This is a genomic window from Kaistia nematophila, assembly GCF_026343855.1.
Taxonomy (GTDB): Bacteria; Pseudomonadota; Alphaproteobacteria; order Rhizobiales; family Kaistiaceae; genus Kaistia; species Kaistia nematophila.
The window spans coordinates 46,506-62,769 of the sequence record NZ_JAPKNK010000009.1; the positions used below are offsets into that span (position 1 = coordinate 46,506).

The window sequence follows — 16,264 nt, forward strand, 5'->3', positions numbered from 1 at the left end:
CTCGTTGTCTTGTCGCGTTTTTTTCGCGAACCGGTATCCATTTCGCTCGAAAGCGCTCTAGCGACTGACGGCTCGAACCACGCCGATCAGGATGCAGGCGCCGACCAGTCCGGCGATCAGGTAACCGAGCCAGCCGGCGAATCCGACGCCGATCAGGCCGAACAGGAAGCTCGCGATCGCCGCGCCGACGATGCCGAGAATGATGTTGGTGAGCAGGCCGGTATCGCTCTTCATGATGTTCGACGCGATCCAGCCGGCGATGCCGCCGATGATGATGGCTGCGATCCAGCCAACGCCAGTGCCACTCATGCTGACCTCCCATGTGACGACCAACGGAATCAATCACGCACGCGCAATCCTTGCGGGCAGGCAATTCTAGCGCGATTCTCGCCTTGGTGCGGATCTTCCTGCGCGCGGGCGGGAAGCGGTCGGGATTCGGGCTGCGGGAATTCGGCTCCGGCCTGCCGGCATCAGCTCGCGGGCGTCAGGTTGAGGTTGTCGAGGCCCTCGGCGCTCCGGTCGGCGTAGAAGGAGCCGTCCTCCAGCGCGTTGAAGCGGACGAGCGCATGGCGGGTCGCGTCGATCAGGACGAAGGATCCTTCCCCGTCGATGAACCAGGCGGCGGGATCGCCGCCGAGCTTCAGTTCGGCGAGGCACGCCTCGTCGCCCTCGAGCGCGAAACCGCCGATCGCCGTCTCGTCGCTGAGCGTGACCGGGCAGACCCTGCCGCCTTCGAAGTCTTCCCAGATATCGAACTTGCCCTTCAGCTTTTCGGCGTAAGCTTCGCTGGCGACGGACGCGATGCAACTGGCAACCAGAAATGCAACGCCGATGATCAATCGCATGCCCCGCTCCTCCGGTTGTTGCCTTGATGAGTGACACGGCTTTCTCGGCCGGGCAAGGCAGGCGGGACAGGGGAAACGCGGGGCTGGACGCGACGTTCGGGAGGAGCAAGACGTGAAGAAGCTGATCAACACGACGGGGGCCGTCGTCGACGAGATGATCGAGGGCATCGTGGCCGCCTCGAATCACCTGGCGGTCCTCGACGGGGCGCGCGTCGTCGTCCGTGCCGATTTCGCCGCGCTGCGCGACGCCGGCAAGGTGGCGCTGATCTCGGGTGGCGGCTCCGGCCACGAGCCTGCCCATGCCGGCTATGTCGGCGAGGGCCTGTTGACCGCCGCCGTCTGCGGCGACGTGTTCACCTCGCCTTCCACCGATGCCGTGCTCGCCGCCATCCGCACCGTGACCGGGCCGGCCGGCGCCCTGCTAATCGTCAAGAACTATACCGGCGACCGGCTGAATTTCGGCCTCGCCGCCGAGATCGCCCGCGCCGAGGGGCTCGACGTGCGGATGGTGGTCGTCGCCGACGATGTGGCGCTGGCCGAGGCGTCGGAGACCGCCGGCCGGCGTGGCCTTGCCGGAACCGTGCTGGTCCACAAGATCGCCGGCGCCGCCGCCGAGGCGGGCCAGCCGCTCACGGATGTCGCCCGCGCGGCGCAGCAGGCGATCGACCATCTGGCGACCATGGGCGTCGGCCTGTCGCCCTGCATCGTCCCGGCGGCCGGCAAACCCAATTTCACCCTTGCCGAGGACGAGATCGAGCTCGGTCTTGGCATTCATGGCGAGGCCGGCGTCGCTCGTGAGCGCTTCACCGACGCCGCCGAAATCGTGCGGCGGCTCTGCGCGCGGGTCTTCGATTTCCTGGAACTTGCGCCGGGAGACCGCGTCGCCCTGCTCGTCAACAATCTCGGCGCCACCCCCGGCATGGAGATGGCCATCGTCGCCCGGGAAACGCTGGACCAGGCGGCCCGGCGCGGCCTCGTCGTCGACGCCGTCTGGGTCGGCACCTTCCTGACGGCGATCGAGATGGCCGGTTGTTCGATCACGGCGCTGAAGCTCTCCGGCTCGATGCTGGAAGCGCTCCGCGCGCCGGCTGCCGCGCCGGCCTGGCCGGGGCTGGCAGGCGAGGGCGGCGTCGTCCGCCGTGTGGCGGCGCGCCAGGCGGCGTCCGCGCCGAAATCGGGCGTCGCGCCAGCCAGCGATCCCCGGATCCGCGCTTCGTTGCAGCAGGTCATCGACGCGCTCGGCGAGGCGGAGACCTATCTGACCGGGCTCGACCAGCAGGTCGGCGACGGCGACCTCGGCCTCAATCTCGCGCGTGGCGCCGCGGCGATCGGGAGCGAGCTGGACGCGCTGGCCGGCCAGCATCCGGCCGAACTGCTGCGCAGCCTCTCGGCCATCGTCCGCCGCACGGTGGGCGGCACCTCCGGCGCGCTCTATGCGGCCGGGCTGCTTCGTGCCGCGGCGACGCTGCAGGCGATCGACGCGCCGGGCCGGGGCGACTGGTCGCGCGCGCTTGGCGAAGGCGCGCGCGCCATCGCGCAACTGGGCGACGCGCGGATCGGCGACCGGACCATGCTCGACGCGCTGCTGCCTGCCGCGGCCGTGCTGGAGGCGGAGCCGTCCTCGTCCGGCGATGGCCTCGGGCGGCTCGGCCGGGCGATCGAGGCCGCGCAGCAGGGCGTGCGCGATTCGTCCTCGACCGCCTCGCGCCGCGGACGTTCCAGCTATCTCGGGGCGCGGGTGGTCGGCGTTGCCGATCCAGGCGCGGAGGCTGTCGTCGTCTGGCTGCAGGCGATCCGGCGCGCCCTCGGCTGAGGGGCGCGCCTTGCCCCGGCGCAGCGGCATAAGTATATAAACGGGAAGAGGAACGACCTCCCCAAATCGGGAACCATGTCCGGGACGGCCCGGCCCTTTCGCAGGAGGGCCCGATGGCCTGGATCTATCTCGTTCTCGCCGGCATCTTCGAAGTCGTCTGGGCTTCGACGATGAAATACTCGGACGGCTTCAGCAAGCTGACCCCGTCCGTCATCACCATCCTCGCCATGATCGTCAGTTTCGGCCTGCTCGCGGTCGCGATGAAATCACTGCCGCTCGGCACCGCCTATGCGATCTGGACCGGCATCGGCGCCGTCGGCGCGTTCTGCGTCGGCATCTTCGTCCTTGGCGAGGCGGCGACCCTGCTGCGCATCGGCAGCGTCGCCTTCATCATCCTCGGCCTCGTCGGGCTCAAGCTCTCGGCGTCGTAGCCAGCCGGCCGTCAGCAGTCGCCGCGTCCCATCAGGACGACGGGGATGGTCCTGGCGAGGATGCCGAGATCCTGCGCCAGGCTCATCTGCCGGACATAGAGCGCGTCGAGGCGGATGCGGGCGTGATAATCGGTGTTCGACCGGCCCGACACCTGCCAGAGCCCGGTCATGCCGGGGCGGCACAGATAGTAGGCCTCGAAGTGGCGCCGGTTGTAGTTGCCGGCGTCGGCGATCTCGCGCAGCAGGCGCGGCCTCGGCCCGATGAGGCTCATCTCGCCGCGGACGACGTTGATGAGCTGCGGCAACTCGTCGAGGCTGAACTGGCGCAGAAGGCGCCCGATCCGCGTGACGCGCGGGTCCCCTCGCAGCTTGTAGCGCTGGCTGTAGTCGAGTCGGGTCCGGGGATCGTTCGCCAGCCAGGCGTCGAGGAGGCGCTCGGCGTCCGGAACCATCGTGCGGAACTTGTACATCGGGAAAGGGCGCCCGTTCATCCCCATGCGCGACGAGCGGAAGAAGACCGGCCCGCCACTCAGGCCGATGACGCCGGCGATGAGGATGCCGAACGGCAGCAGGAACAGGAGCAGCATCGACGCGGCGACGACATCGAGGCCGCGCTTCAGCGGGTATTGCCGGATCGACGCCGTCCGCCGGCGGCGCTCCGGCAGGCCCGGCCGGGCCGCCGTCGAGCGAACGAGCGGCTGACTGGCTGTCGCTTCCACATTCCGGTCCATCGCACACCTACGCGCAGATTGAGGCTGGCTGCGGCGGCGCTGCCGTTCGTCGATGCGATTCCGCCGGGGCGATCTTCTCCGAGGCATGGGACGCCGCCGCCCATGCAGGCGTGCGGCATCTGTCTCGAACGACGCCGAGCGAAATACTCTTCCCGAAGGTGTGGCAGGCCCCGATATTTCAAATTCCGTACCAATTTCAGGCTAAGCATTCGCCCTTTGGAGTCAAGGTGATTTCAAGGCCCTGAATTATAGCCTGACTATACTACTCGGCCGGTGTGGATAGATTGGCGCTCGAGCGAGATCCGGACGTCGCCTCGGGGCGCATGGCCGCTTGATTTACTATCCTTCCCTTTCGGAATGTAGCGCCGTCCCGGATGGTCGTTCGCTCCCTCGCGGCGCTGTCGCGGCGGACGCTCCGCGACATGTCTTGCGCCCATGGTCGCCGGCGCGGGGCCGCCGCGCCGGCGTCGTCTCCTACCAGGTCACGCTGCTGTTGATCGAATGCGCCTGCCTGGCGGCGTGCATCTGGGCCTGGGTGAATTCCATGGCGTGGCGGCAGAGGTCGGTACTGTCCGTCCAGAGATTGCGCCAGATGCCGAGAATGCCGGTCAGCGGCTCGCCGGCCACCGCCGAGGAGAAGGATTCGAAGCAGATCGGGCCCTGGTAGTTCGCCTTCACCAAGCCGCGGAAGATCTTCACGAAGTCGATCGAGCCGGTGCCGAGATAGCCGCGATGCGATTCACCGGTGTGGAAATAGCCGAGATAGTCGCCGGTATCGATGATCGCCCGTTCGGCGTCGGCTTCCTCGATGTTCATGTGATAGCAGTCGAGGTGGACCTTGACGTTGGCCATGTCGACGCGCTTGCAGAGCTCGACGCCCTGGGCGGCGGTGTTGATGACGTTGGTCTCGTAGCGGTTCACCACCTCGAGGCCGAGGGTGATGTTGCTCTTCGCCGCTTCTTCGGCGACGCGCTGCAGCACCTCGACCGCGCCGGCGACGCCTTCCGGCGTGGCGGCGGTGAAATACTTCTGGAAGCCGGAATAGAGGATGCCGGTGATGTGGGTGCCGCCGAGGTCGCGCGTGGTGGCGACGACCTTCATCAGGTGCGCCTCGCCGCGCTTTTTCTTGTCGGGATCGCCGGAGGAGATATCGCAGCTGTCGTCGAGGCCGAGCGAGGTGGTGATGCCGAGCCCGCTCTTCTCCAGCTCCTTGCGGGTGAAGTCGATGTCGATCAGCGACGGATCGAGGGCCGGCGCCTCGATATAGTCGTAGCCAAGCGAGGCCGTGCTGGCGATGGCGCGGGCCGCTTCCTCGTGGCTCCAGCCGCCGACCCAGACCTGCGCGTGGACGCCCAATCGGTTTTTCATGGTTTTCCTCCCTGGTGTGAAAAGCGGGTTCAGCCCGCGTTTGTCGAAATCCCGTCCTGCGGCGAAGGCGGGGCGGTCGAGGCCCTGACCTTCAGGCTGCATTCGAGCTGGATATGCGCCGGCGGCGCGGTGTCGCCCTCGATCCGCGCCTTGAGCCTCGCCCAGATCGCCGCCCCGATCTCCGGCACCGGCTGGCGGATGGCGGTCAGCGGCGTCGCCCGCGCCCGCATCCAGGCATAGTCGTCGAAGCCGATCAGCGAGATCGGCCGCGGAACCGCGATCTGCCGGTCGGCCAGCGCCGCCAGCGCGCCGAGCGTGGTGAAATTGGTCAGCGCCAGGATGGCGGTCGGCCAGGGGTTCTCCTCCAGCCACTGGAAGATCCGCACCGCGGCGCGCTCGAAATGATTTCCGGCTTCGAGGAAGGTCGGTTCCGGCGCGCCGGCGCGCGCCAGCGTTTCTGCGATGCCGGCGCAGCGCTCGCGAATGTTGCCGAGCGACAGCACGGAGGCGGCGACGAGGATGTTGCGATGGCCGAGCTCGAGGAGATGCTGCGCCCCGATCGTGCCGGCGTTCACGTTGTCGACGGATACGGTGTCGGCGCTGGGATCGCGGGTGATGCGGTCGGCGACGACATAGGGGATTCTCGTCCGCTCGATCAGGGCGCGGGTGGGAAACTCGTCGGAGCAGGGGATGACGACCAGCCCGGCCGGTCGCCAGGCCAGCATGGCGGCGAGCCGAGACTGCTCAGTCGCCTCGTCGCCATTCGAGCTCGCGACGATGATCTCGTAGCCCTGGTCGCTCAGGCAGCTCTCCACCGCCGAGACGATGGAGGTGAAGAACGGATTGTCGAGATCGGGAACGAGGACGGCGATGATCCGCGCCTTGCCGGTGCGCAGCAGCGCGCCCGCCCGGTCGGCCTGGTAGCCCAGTTCGCGGGCCGCTTCGCGAACCCGCGCCGCCAGCGCCGGGTTGACCGGCTTGCTGCCGTTCATGACATTGGAAACGGTGCCGGGCGACACGCCGGCCCGCTCGGCGACGTCGCGAATGGAGACCGGCTTGTCCGACATGGACGGGACCTCTCGGCAAGGCGGCATCGCCGCAAAACGATTTACCGAAAAACGTTTTACGACGGCGGCGGTCGCTTCGCAATCACGATCTGATGGGCCAATGCGCCCGGCGAGCCGGCAAGCCGGCGATCCGTCGACGAGGCGCTAGTCGCCGGTCAGGTCGAGGCCGGCGGCGCTCTCGCGCAATTGCGCCAGCAGGGCGACGCGGCGGGCTTCCGGCGTATCGACCGGCAGCACGAAGCACAGCGTCAGCGAGACCTGGCCGCGCCCGTCGAGGATCGGCGCCGCCAGGCACCAGGTGAAGCGGTCGGCGAGCGCCGCGGTTTCGCTGTAGCCCTGCTGCTTCGCCAGCGCGATGTCGCCGAGGAACTCCGCCTCCGCGATGACCCGGCCGTCCGGCAGCCGGAAATCCTCGGCCGGGATGAAGGCGCGGACGGCATCATCGTCCATGTGGCTGAGCAGCAGCCGGCCCGACGCGGTCCAGGGAATGGGCACCTCGACGCCGACCTGGCTGGAGATGCGGAACGGGCCGACGGAGTCGCGGCTGTCGAGCACGACATATTTGTTGCCGCGCAGGCCGCAGAGCTGCACCGTCTCGCCGGACTCCGCCGCCAGGCGCTCGAGCGCCTCGATGATGCGCGGGTAGTGGGCGTTGTGATGGCTGTAGGCCCAGCCGAACAGGTGCATGGCGCGGCCGAAATAGACGTGGCCGTCATTGCCGACCGTTTCCAGCATGTCGGCTTCGAGCAGGCGGTTGACGATCTCGTAGGTAGTGGAGCGCGGCGCCCCGATCTTCCGCGCGATGTCGCCGACGCGCATCGGCGCGCGCTGCCGCAGCAGCGCCTCCAGCAGGATGATGACGCGGTCGATGCCGCGCTTGCGTTCGTTGCCGGCTGCCGTCGTTGTCGCTGGCCGGATGGTGTCTGCGCTTGCGAATTCCGTCATCGATGGCCTGGTTGCTCGGGTCGAAGGGAAGGTTCTGGAAGGCTCTTGAAAGATGTCGTGGCTCGGACTAGCCTCTCATTTGTCCGATATACAGGCTTCTTGTCCAGTATATCAGACAAAAAATGGGGGCCCGGGCGGAGAGTTCACGACGATAGGCAGCAAGGCCGCGTCCAGGTGACGCCGCTGTCCCGCATTGTCGTTTCCCTGCGCGTCGAGGCGAAACCTTCCAGGGGAACATCATGAAGAAGTCTTCGCTTTTTGCATCCGCAAGCGTTCTCGGCCTTGGTATCCTGCTGAACGTACTCGGCGCCTCGCAGGCCGACGCCGCCGCCAACTGCATCAAGGGCGATCGCAAGGCGCCCTATACGCTCGGCTGGGCCAACATCTACTCAGTGCCGACCTGGATGAAGCAGACCCAGGGTACGATCGAGGCGGAAGTCGAGCAGCTGAAGAAGGAAGGACTGGTCGACAAGCTTATGGTCACGGACGCGCAGGGTGATTCCAACGTCCAGATCCAGCAGATCCAGTCGATGATCGACGCCAATGTCGACGCCATCATCCTGATCGCCGGCTCCTCGACCGCGCCGGCACGCGTGCTGGCCGACGCCTGCGCCAAGGGCATCGCGATCATCAATTTCGACAGCCTCGTCGACACCAACGACGTCACCGCCAAGGTCAATACCGACTCGCACCAGTGGGGCGAGCAGGCGACCAAGTTCATGATCGATGCGCTCGGCGGCAAGGGCAAGATCCTCATCCTGAACGGCCCGGCCGGCGTTTCCGTCAGCGACGACCGTCGCGCCGGCGGCAACGAGCTGCTCAAGGCCAATCCGGGCATCGAGATCCTGGCCGAGACCAACACGGCCTATAACGTCGCCCCGGCCCAGGAGGCCGTCACAAGCCTGCTGTTCGCCCATCCCGAGATCGACGGCATTCTCTCCTTCGGCGGCGCGCTTTCGGCCGGCGCCGTGCTGGCGCTCGACAAGCAGGGCCGCGAGCAGGTGCCGATCACCGGCGAGAACGCGCGCCAGTTCCTCGAGCTCTGGAAGGAAAAGGGCCTGAAGAGCTGGGCGACGATGCAGCCGAACTGGCTCGGCGCCTTCGCCGCCTACACCGCCGTGCAGGCGCTGGAGGGCAAGGACGTGCCGGCCTTCGTCAAGGTGCCGCTGCCGATCATCGACAATTCCAACATCGACGAGTACCTCGCCCGGGCGAAGGATTTCCCGGCCGACGGCTATATCTTCTCGCCCTACGACCGCGCCCTGTTCGACAAGCTGCTGGCGCAGAAGTAGGGCCAGTCTCGTGGCATCGCCCGCTCCCATCCTCGCCGCGCGCGGGGTGTCGAAGGCGTTCTTCGGCAACCCCGTCCTGCGGACCGTTTCCATTGCCCTCATGCCGGGCCGCGTCCATGCGCTGCTCGGCGAGAATGGCGCGGGCAAGTCCACGCTGATCAATCTGCTGTCCGGCGCGCTGCGTCCGGACAGCGGAGAAATCGAGATCGACGGCAGGGCGGTCGCCCGCCACAGCCCGGCGGATGCGCGCCGGGCCGGCATCGCCGTCGTGCAGCAGGAGCTGAGCCTGACCGGCTCGTTGTCGATCGCCGAGAATATCGGTCTCGGCGACTATCCGCGCCGGTTCGGGCTGGTGGACTATGCGGCGCTCGCGGCGCGGGCGAAGGCGGCCTGCGATCTCGTCGGCCTCGACGAGCCGCTGGCGACGCCGGTCGGCGAGCTGTCGCTCGGCCGCCGGCAGATGGTCGAGATCGCCAAGGCGCTCTATCGCAAGCCGCGCGTGCTCATCCTCGACGAGCCGACCTCGTCGCTCTCCGCCACCGAGACGCGCATCCTCACCGCGCTGCTGGAAAGGCTGCGCGGCGAGGGCATCGCCATTCTCTATATCTCGCACCGCCTCGACGAGGTGATGCAGCTCTGCCAGCACGTCACCGTGCTGAAGGATGGCACCTGCACCGCTGATCGGCCGCTCGAGGGCGTCAACGCGGCCGGGCTGGTGCGGCTGATGGTCGGGCGCGATCCCGGCGACCTGTTTCCGCGCTGGGACAGCACCCGGACGGAGCGGACGGCGATCGCCGTCCGTCGGTTCTCGGCCGGCCTCATGCGCGACGTCGATCTCGAGGTCCGCGCCGGCGAGGTCGTCGGCATTGGCGGCCTGGTCGGGCAGGGGCAGGAGGACCTGCTGCTCGGCCTCTATGGCGCCATTCCGGCGAAGGTCGAATCCGCCACGCTGAACGGCGCCGCCAGCCTTCCCGCCGCCGTGCCCGAGGCCAACCAGCGCGGCCTCGCCTATGTGCCGGCCGATCGCAAGCGCGAGGGCCTGCACCTGATCCATCCGATCCTGACCAATCTGATGCTGCCTTCCTTCGCCCGCATGCCGGCGCTGAAGCTGCGCAGCCGCGCCAGCGAGCGGGAAACCGCCATGGGGCTGGCCCTGCAATTCGCCATCAAGGGCGATCTCGGCCGCGCCGCGCAGGCGCTTTCCGGCGGCAACCAGCAGAAGGTCGCGCTGGCGAAATGGATGCCGCTCGACCCGTCCGTGCTGCTCCTCAACGATCCGACGCGCGGCGTCGACGTCGAAACCAAGCGGGAGATCTACGCGATGCTTCGCGCCTTCGCGGCCTCCGGCAAGGCTGTCGTCCTGCTGAGCTCGGATACGCCGGAGCTGGTGCATCTCTGCGACCGCGTCGCGGTGGTGCGCGAGGGGCGGATCGCGGCGCTGCTCGAACGCGGCGCGCTGAGCGAGGAGGCGATCGTCGCCGCCGCCATGGGCGCCGAGCGCGAGAGGCACGCGGCATGAGCAATGCGAGCGTCTCTCCGCGCGCCCCTTCCGGCTCGCTCTATTGGGCGATCCAGGCCAAGCGCAACATCGGCGTGCGCGGCCTGTTCCTCGTCGTGCTGGCCTTCCTCGTCGCCTATGGCCTGCTGTTCCACGGCCTTTTCACCGGCTCGGGCTTCGCCAAGTTCACCCAGAGCTGGTTCCCGCTCGCCCTCGTCGCCATGGCGCAGGCGATCCTGATGCTGACCGGTGGCATCAGCCTGGCGATCGGCGCGCTGGTCAGCCTCGGCGCCGTGCTCGCCGCCACCACCATGACCGGGCCGCTCGGCGTCGCCGGCGGCGCGGCCCTCGTCTGTCTCGCCGGCTTCGGCATCGGCGCCGCGACGGGCATCATCGTCGTCCGCCTGCGCCTGCCGGCGATCGTCGTGACGCTGGCCGGATCCTTCATCATCGCCGGCGCGGCGCTCCTGGTGCTGCCGCGGCCGGGCGGCGCGATGCCGCCCTGGCTGTCGGACCTGCTCGCCGGCAATACGCCCGCCGCCTTCGGCCTGCTGGTGGTGATCGTCCTGCTCTGGAAGCTCTATCTGGCGACGCCGCTCGGCCTCAGCCTCTATGCGGCCGGCGAGAACCCGGTGGGCGCCTATCGCTCCGGCGTGCCGGTCGATGCCGCCCGTATCCTGGCCTACGCCATCAGCGGCCTGCTCTGCACCGGGGCTGGCCTGTTCGTCGCCGCGCAGACCGGCTCGGGCGATCCGATCATCGGCAACTCGTTCACGCTGAACTCGATCGCCGCCGCCGTGCTCGGCGGCATCGGCTTCCTCGGCGGCCAGGGCACCATGCGCGGCGCGCTCGCCGGCAGCCTGCTGCTCAGCCTGATGATCTCGGTCATGTTCTTCCTCGGCTTCACGCCGGTGGCGCAATATGTGGCGCAGGGCCTGATCATCATCGGCGCCGTCGCCATCCCGCAGTTCCGCATGAGGGCCCGATGAGCATTCTCGACGCCGGACTTCTGTCCCGATCCCGCATTCTCGCGGTCGTCACCAGCCGGCCGTTCCTGACCTTCGCCATCGTGGCCCTGGTCTGGATCGTCGCCAGCTTCGTCTCGCGCGGCTTCGGCGCCTATGGCCATCTGCGCTACCTGGTCGAGCTCGCCGCCGTCATCGGCATCGTCGCGGCGGGCCAGACCTTCGTGGTGATCGCGGGCGGCATCGATCTCTCGGTCGCGGCGATCGTCACCGTCGCCGCCGTCGGCCTGCCGCTCTTCGCCATCGACGCCGACCCGACCGGGCTGACGCCGATCCTCGCCGTGCTGGCGATGACCACCGTGATCGGCCTCGTCAACGGGCTCGGCGTGGCGCTGCTCCGCGTGCATCCGATGATCATGACGCTCGCCATGGCGACGTTCCTGCAGGGCCTGCTGATCATCATCGCCGGCGGCAGCGCCGTCACCGCTTCCAATCCGCTGGTAAGCTGGGTCGGCAATGCGCGGCCGTTCGGGGTGCCAGCCGGCATCCTCGTCTGGGTCGTCGTCTCGGTCGTCGTGCTGGTGGTGATGCATGCGACGCCGTTCGGCGCGCGATTGTTCGCCATGGGGGCCGGGCCGCTCGCCGCCAAGCTCTCCGGTGTGCCGATCGCCACGACGACGATGGCGGTCTACGGCATCAGCGGCTTCATGGCGGGCCTTGCCGGCATCCTCGTGCTCGGCATGAACGGCCAGGGCTATGTCGGCATCGGCGACCCGTATCTGCTCGCCTCGATCGCCGCCGTCGTGCTCGGCGGCACCTCGATCCTCGGCGGGCTCGGCACCTATGCCGGGTCGATTCCGGGCGCCATCCTGCTGGTCACGATCACGGCGCTGATCACCGTCGTCAACGCCTCGCCGGGCTGGCGCAGCATCCTGTTCGGGACTCTGATTCTGGCGTTGCTGCTGCTCTCCGGCCGCGAGGCGGCGCGGCGATAGATCCACGCCATTCGCGCCCGCCGAAGCGAGGCCGAATCGTCGCAGCGACACCTGCCCGACGTTGCCTTTCCCTCCCTGCGCGCCAGTTATCTGGAGTGTCGGCATGGTGTCGCGCATCTGCGCTCGACCGCCGCGCCGGACAATGGAGGACATCATGAGCAGGCATCTTGCTTTGGCCGCCGCTTCGGCGATGGCGCTTTTCGCCTTGACCGCCGCCGCGCCGATGGCGTCGGCGACAACCGAACATGGCCTGACCTGCAAGTCGGGCATGGAGCCGATGCGGGTGATGGAGAAGGGGCGGCATGTCTGGCGGTGCGAGCCGATGAAGGGCCATACGACGATGAAGTCGCATCCGTCGACGATGGGCACCGGCTCGAGCGGTGGAACCAGCTACTAGCGCGCCAGTCGCACACTCTCTAGCGGTTCGCGCGGCATAGGTCGGCGTGAACCGGCCCAGACGCCGGGCCCTTCGGTCGGGTTTCTCGACGGAGCCCCCGGCGTCGGCGCCGCGGCGTCGGAATGAACAGGCATTCGCCGCCGCCGGCATGGCCCATCGGGCATTGGGGACGGCGCGGGCAAATCCCGACCGTCCCGAGCCGGGCCGCCCGCTTCGTCAGGCGGCCTTGCGGGCGTCGTAGCGCTGGATCCCGAGATCGTCGGACTGGATGTCGGGCTTGCGGCCGCCGATGAGGTCGGCGAGCAGCCGGCCCGATCCGCATGCCATGGTCCAGCCCAGCGTGCCATGGCCGGTATTCAGATAGAGATTGGCGTAATCGGTCCGGCCGATGACCGGGGTGCCGTCCGGCGTCATCGGGCGCAGTCCGGTCCAGAAGGTCGCCTTCGACTGGTCGCCGGCGCCGCCGAACAGATCCTCGACCGAATAGACCAGCGTCGCCTTGCGCGAGGGCGGCAGGTCGCGGTTGAAGCCGGCAATCTCGGCCATGCCGCCGACGCGGATGCGGTCGCCGAGTCGGGTGATGGCGATCTTGTAGGTCTCGTCCATCACCGTCGAGACCGGCGCGCGCGTCTCGTCGACGATCGGCACGGTGATCGAGTAGCCCTTGACCGGATAGACCGGCACGCGCAGGCCGAGCGGCTTCAGGAATTGCGGCGTGAAGCTGCCCATTGCGGCGACGAAGGCGTCGGCAATGACCTCGCCGCGCGAGGTCTTCACCGCGACGATGCGCTTGCCCTCGGTGCGGACGCCGAGCAGGTCGACGCCATATTGGAACGTGACGCCGAGGGCTTCGGCGCGTTTCGCCAGTTCGTTGGTGAACTTGAAGCAGTCGCCCGTCTCGTCATGCGGCAGTTGCAGGCCGCCGACGATCTTCTCCCGGACATGCGCCAGGCCCGGCTCCGCCGCGATGCAGCCCGCCGGATCGAGCACGGAGAAGGGGACGCCGTCGCTCTTCAGCACGGCGATGTCCTTGCCGATGCCGTCCAGCTGCTTCTGGGTGCGGAACAATTGCAGTGTGCCCCTGGCGCGGCCGTCATATTCGATGCCGATCTCGTTCCGCAGATCGATCAGGCAATCGCGCGAATACTCGGCGAGCCGCACCATCCGGCTCTTGTTGACCGCATAGCGCGCCGAGGTGCAGTTGCCGAGCATGGCGATCACCCAACGCCAGGTATCGGCGTCGAGCATCGGCTGGATGATCAGCGGCGCATACTTCATGAACACCCACTTCATCGCCTTCTGCGGGATACCGGGGGCGGCCCAGGGCGAAGAATAGCCGGGCGAGATCTCGCCGGCATTGGCGAAGCTGGTTTCCAGCGCCGGGCCCGGCTGGCGGTCGATGACCGTGACCTGGTGGCCCGCCTTGGCGAGATAATAGGCCGAGGTCACGCCGATGACGCCGGCGCCGAGAATGGTGATCTTCATGATTGCCCCTGTCCGCTCGCGCGGCTTGCCGGAAATGCGTAGTGCCGATGGTAGCGCTGACCGAGAGCGGTCAGGATTTCGTAGGAAATGGTGCCGGCGTCGCTGGCGATTGCGTCCAGCGTCTGGCTGGGGCCGATCAACTCGACCAGCGCGCCGGGGGGGAGCGCCGCCGGCAGCGCCGTGACATCGACCATCAGGCTGTCCATCGACACGCGGCCGAGGATCGGAAGGCGCACGCCGTCGAACCAGGCGGCGCCGCGATTGCTGAGCGAGCGCGGCAGGCCGTCGGCATAGCCGGCCGCCAGCGTGGCGATGCGCGTCTCGCCCGTCGTTACATGGGTGCCGCCATAGCCGACCGCCGTGCCGGCAGGGACGGTGCGGGTCTGGATGACGCGGACGTCGAGGCGGACGACCGGCCGCATCGGATTGCCGGCCAACGTCGGGGCGCCACCATAGAGTGCGATGCCCGGCCGGGCGAGGGCGCCGCGATAATCGGGGCCGAGAAACACGCCGGCGGAATTGGCGAAGGAAACGGGCAGGCCGGGAAAGAAGGCGCTTGCCGCCTGCATGACGGACAGTTGCGTCGGGCTCGCCTCGTGTCCCGGCTGGTCGGCGCAGGCGAGGTGGCTCATGATCATCGTCAATCGGATGCCGGAAAGCGCGGCCGGGTCGGCGGCGAGCGCCTGCAATTCGGCGAGCGAAAGGCCGAGACGGGCCATGCCGGTATCGACCTGCAGCACGGCTTCGAGCGTCATGGCGCGAGCGATGGCGAGAGCCGACCAACGTTGCACCTGGTCGAGCGAGTTCAGTACGGGAATGGCGCCGATATTGGCGCAGACGGCTTCGCCGCCCGGTAGCAGGCCGTTCAGCACATAGAGCCGGGAATCGCGCGGGCGGATGGCGGCGAGCCGACGCGCCTCGATGAGATGGGCGACGAAGAAGTCGCGGCAGCCGGCTTCGTGGAGCACCGGAACGACGCGGGCGGCGCCGAGGCCATAGGCGTCCGCCTTGACCACGGCCGCGACGCCGGCCGGCGCGGCGGTCTGGCAGAGGATCCGGTAGTTTTCGGCAAGCGCCGCGAGGTCGATTGTCAGCACGCCGCCTGCCGCGGCCTCGTCGGCGCCAATCCTGGTTTCCAGCCTGACAGTCTCGTTCATGGCGCGTCCGATCCCTCTCGCTGGAGATCAGCATATTGCTTCATCGTGCGAACTTCCGATCGAAGCGCGCACGATGATGCGATAGAGTTACAATGATTGATCGTTTCTTCGAATGGTTGGAATAATCTGCATGTCGGGCCTGGACGCCATCGACCGCAACATCATCCGCCTGCTGCGCCTCAATGCCCGGATGAGCAACGCCAAGCTGGCCGAGGCGGTCGGGCTGTCGGCTTCCGCCTGCCTGCGCCGGGTCAATATCCTGGAGCAGACGGGCGTCATCCGCGGCTACACGGCGCTGGTCAGCACCGGGGCGGAGGAGGGGATCGCCGTCATCGTCCAGATCACGCTCGACAGGCAGACCGAGGAGTATCTGAACCGCTTCGAGGGGGCGGTGCGGAAATATCCCGAGATCCGGGAGTGCTTCCTGATGACCGGCGGTTCGGATTATTTCCTGCGCGTCGAGGTCGACAGCGCCGCCAATTTCGAGCGGGTGCACAAGGAGATCCTGTCGGCCCTGCCGGGCGTCGCCCGCATCCATTCGAGCTTCGCCATCCGCAACGTCCTGTCGTCGCGCCGGCCCGGCTAGTGGCCGCCATCCGATTCGGTCTCGGGCGCCGGAACGGGGCGCGCATGAAAAAAAGACCCGCCCGGGGAGGGGCGGGTCCAGGTCAGTGCCGCGGGGGCAGCGCGGTTCAGCGCTGGCCGCCCTTGTGCGGATCGCGATCCTTGTTCTGGGATCCCTGTTGAGGCGCCTTCTCGGACGCCTGGCTCTGCTGGCGCTGACCCGCCTGTTCGCCGCCCTTCTTGCCCATTTCGGAAGCTCGTTTCGGATCGTTGGCAAAATTGCCGGATCCGCCGCGTTGGTCTTTGTTGGGCATTTCACTCACTCCGATGAACCCCGTCCGGGTAACAAACCCTTCAGTGCGGCGATCGTTCCGAACTTTGCCGCATAACGTTAGGTCGCAGCCCGTATTCTCGGGATTCTGGCGCGTTCGTGTTGACAAGGTAGGGGTGCGCTGCCTATGGTCCGGCCGAATTTTCGAGCGGGCGCCTCTGGCGCTCGTGTCGTTCCTAGAACCCTTTCGCGAGCGTCGCGCCATGAAGATCAAGAACTCGCTCAAGTCCCTGCTCGGGCGCCACCGCGCCAACCGGCTCGTCCGCCGGAAGGGCCGTGTTTTCATCATCAACAAGGTCAATCCGCGCTTCAAGGCCCGTCAGGGCTGATTGGCGGGTGCGCCTTTCCGCGCACCACCCGGATCCGATTTTGACGATGCC

At 67.9% G+C, this 16,264-nt stretch carries 18 protein-coding genes; 9 read left to right on the forward strand and 9 right to left on the reverse strand.

Annotated elements, in window-relative coordinates; all coding sequences use genetic code 11:
* Positions 1–57: 57 nt before the first annotated feature.
* Both OSH07_RS18645 and OSH07_RS18650 read right to left on the reverse strand, forming a co-directional pair.
* Positions 58–309 (reverse strand): GlsB/YeaQ/YmgE family stress response membrane protein, encoded by a 252-nt coding sequence (locus OSH07_RS18645; protein WP_266340190.1) that lies wholly within the window; start codon positions 307–309, stop codon positions 58–60.
* 161 nt (positions 310–470) lie between these two features.
* On the reverse strand, positions 471–845 hold the full coding sequence (locus OSH07_RS18650) for an AprI/Inh family metalloprotease inhibitor (RefSeq protein ID WP_266340191.1): 375 nt from the start codon (positions 843–845) through the stop codon (positions 471–473).
* A gap of 112 nt (positions 846–957) precedes the next feature.
* Between OSH07_RS18650 and OSH07_RS18655 the strand changes: the two genes are divergently transcribed.
* Positions 958–2,658 carry a dihydroxyacetone kinase family protein gene (locus tag OSH07_RS18655; protein ID WP_266340192.1) on the forward strand — a complete coding sequence of 567 codons (1,701 nt, stop codon included), beginning with the start codon at positions 958–960 and terminating at the stop codon, positions 2,656–2,658.
* A 113-nt stretch (positions 2,659–2,771) separates the two neighbouring features.
* Entirely contained in the window at positions 2,772–3,089 is a 318-nt protein-coding gene (gene sugE, locus OSH07_RS18660) for a quaternary ammonium compound efflux SMR transporter SugE (RefSeq protein WP_266340193.1), read from the forward strand.
* An 11-nt stretch (positions 3,090–3,100) separates the two neighbouring features.
* On the opposite strand, the gene OSH07_RS18665 is transcribed toward sugE, so the two are convergent.
* The 4 genes from OSH07_RS18665 to OSH07_RS18680 all read right to left on the reverse strand — a co-directional run bounded on the left by OSH07_RS18665 (position 3,101) and on the right by OSH07_RS18680 (position 7,200).
* Positions 3,101–3,808, reverse strand: a complete 708-nt coding sequence (locus tag OSH07_RS18665) for a sugar transferase (protein WP_266340194.1) — start codon at positions 3,806–3,808, stop codon at positions 3,101–3,103.
* Positions 3,809–4,294: 486 nt separating this feature from the next.
* The gene (locus OSH07_RS18670; RefSeq protein ID WP_266340195.1) at positions 4,295–5,188 is read right to left on the reverse strand and encodes a sugar phosphate isomerase/epimerase family protein; all 894 of its coding nucleotides are present in this window, start codon (positions 5,186–5,188) and stop codon (positions 4,295–4,297) included.
* Positions 5,189–5,217: 29 nt separating this feature from the next.
* Positions 5,218–6,255 (reverse strand): LacI family DNA-binding transcriptional regulator, encoded by a 1,038-nt coding sequence (locus OSH07_RS18675; protein WP_266340196.1) that lies wholly within the window; start codon positions 6,253–6,255, stop codon positions 5,218–5,220.
* Between the two features lie 144 nt (positions 6,256–6,399).
* A complete protein-coding gene (locus OSH07_RS18680) occupies positions 6,400–7,200 on the reverse strand; it encodes an IclR family transcriptional regulator (protein ID WP_266340197.1) in 801 nt (266 codons plus the stop codon).
* Between the two features lie 239 nt (positions 7,201–7,439).
* On the opposite strand from OSH07_RS18680, the gene OSH07_RS18685 reads away from it, so the two are divergent.
* The 5 genes from OSH07_RS18685 (at position 7,440) to OSH07_RS18705 (ending at position 12,347) form a co-directional block, all read left to right on the forward strand.
* Positions 7,440–8,492, forward strand: a complete 1,053-nt coding sequence (locus OSH07_RS18685) for an ABC transporter substrate-binding protein (RefSeq protein WP_266340198.1) — start codon at positions 7,440–7,442, stop codon at positions 8,490–8,492.
* 10 nt (positions 8,493–8,502) lie between these two features.
* Entirely contained in the window at positions 8,503–10,011 is a 1,509-nt protein-coding gene (locus OSH07_RS18690) for a sugar ABC transporter ATP-binding protein (protein ID WP_266340199.1), read from the forward strand.
* Positions 10,008–10,979, forward strand: coding sequence for an ABC transporter permease (locus OSH07_RS18695; RefSeq protein WP_266340200.1), 972 nt, complete (start codon positions 10,008–10,010; stop codon positions 10,977–10,979). Before OSH07_RS18690 ends, OSH07_RS18695 begins: the two co-directional genes overlap by 4 nt.
* Entirely contained in the window at positions 10,976–11,950 is a 975-nt protein-coding gene (locus OSH07_RS18700) for an ABC transporter permease (RefSeq protein WP_266340201.1), read from the forward strand. Before OSH07_RS18695 ends, OSH07_RS18700 begins: the two co-directional genes overlap by 4 nt.
* A gap of 154 nt (positions 11,951–12,104) precedes the next feature.
* On the forward strand, positions 12,105–12,347 hold the full coding sequence (locus OSH07_RS18705; protein ID WP_266340202.1) for a hypothetical protein: 243 nt from the start codon (positions 12,105–12,107) through the stop codon (positions 12,345–12,347).
* A gap of 216 nt (positions 12,348–12,563) precedes the next feature.
* Here the strand turns inward: OSH07_RS18705 and OSH07_RS18710 are convergent, their stop codons facing one another.
* Together OSH07_RS18710 and alr are read right to left on the reverse strand one after the other, a co-directional pair.
* Complete coding sequence (locus tag OSH07_RS18710; RefSeq protein ID WP_266340203.1) at positions 12,564–13,832, reverse strand: D-amino acid dehydrogenase; 1,269 nt, start codon at positions 13,830–13,832, stop codon at positions 12,564–12,566.
* Positions 13,829–14,989 carry an alanine racemase gene (gene alr, locus OSH07_RS18715; RefSeq protein WP_266340204.1) on the reverse strand — a complete coding sequence of 387 codons (1,161 nt, stop codon included), beginning with the start codon at positions 14,987–14,989 and terminating at the stop codon, positions 13,829–13,831. Before alr ends, OSH07_RS18710 begins: the two co-directional genes overlap by 4 nt.
* Positions 14,990–15,119: 130 nt before the next feature.
* On the opposite strand from alr, the gene OSH07_RS18720 reads away from it, so the two are divergent.
* Complete coding sequence (locus OSH07_RS18720) at positions 15,120–15,575, forward strand: Lrp/AsnC family transcriptional regulator (protein ID WP_266340205.1); 456 nt, start codon at positions 15,120–15,122, stop codon at positions 15,573–15,575.
* A gap of 106 nt (positions 15,576–15,681) precedes the next feature.
* Here OSH07_RS18720 and OSH07_RS18725 read toward each other — a convergent pair whose 3' ends face one another.
* Positions 15,682–15,867, reverse strand: a complete 186-nt coding sequence (locus OSH07_RS18725; protein ID WP_266340341.1) for a KGG domain-containing protein — start codon at positions 15,865–15,867, stop codon at positions 15,682–15,684.
* A gap of 220 nt (positions 15,868–16,087) precedes the next feature.
* Here OSH07_RS18725 and ykgO point away from each other — a divergent pair, with 220 nt between their 5' ends.
* Entirely contained in the window at positions 16,088–16,213 is a 126-nt protein-coding gene (gene ykgO, locus OSH07_RS18730; protein ID WP_029076697.1) for a type B 50S ribosomal protein L36, read from the forward strand.
* Positions 16,214–16,264 lie beyond the last annotated feature (51 nt).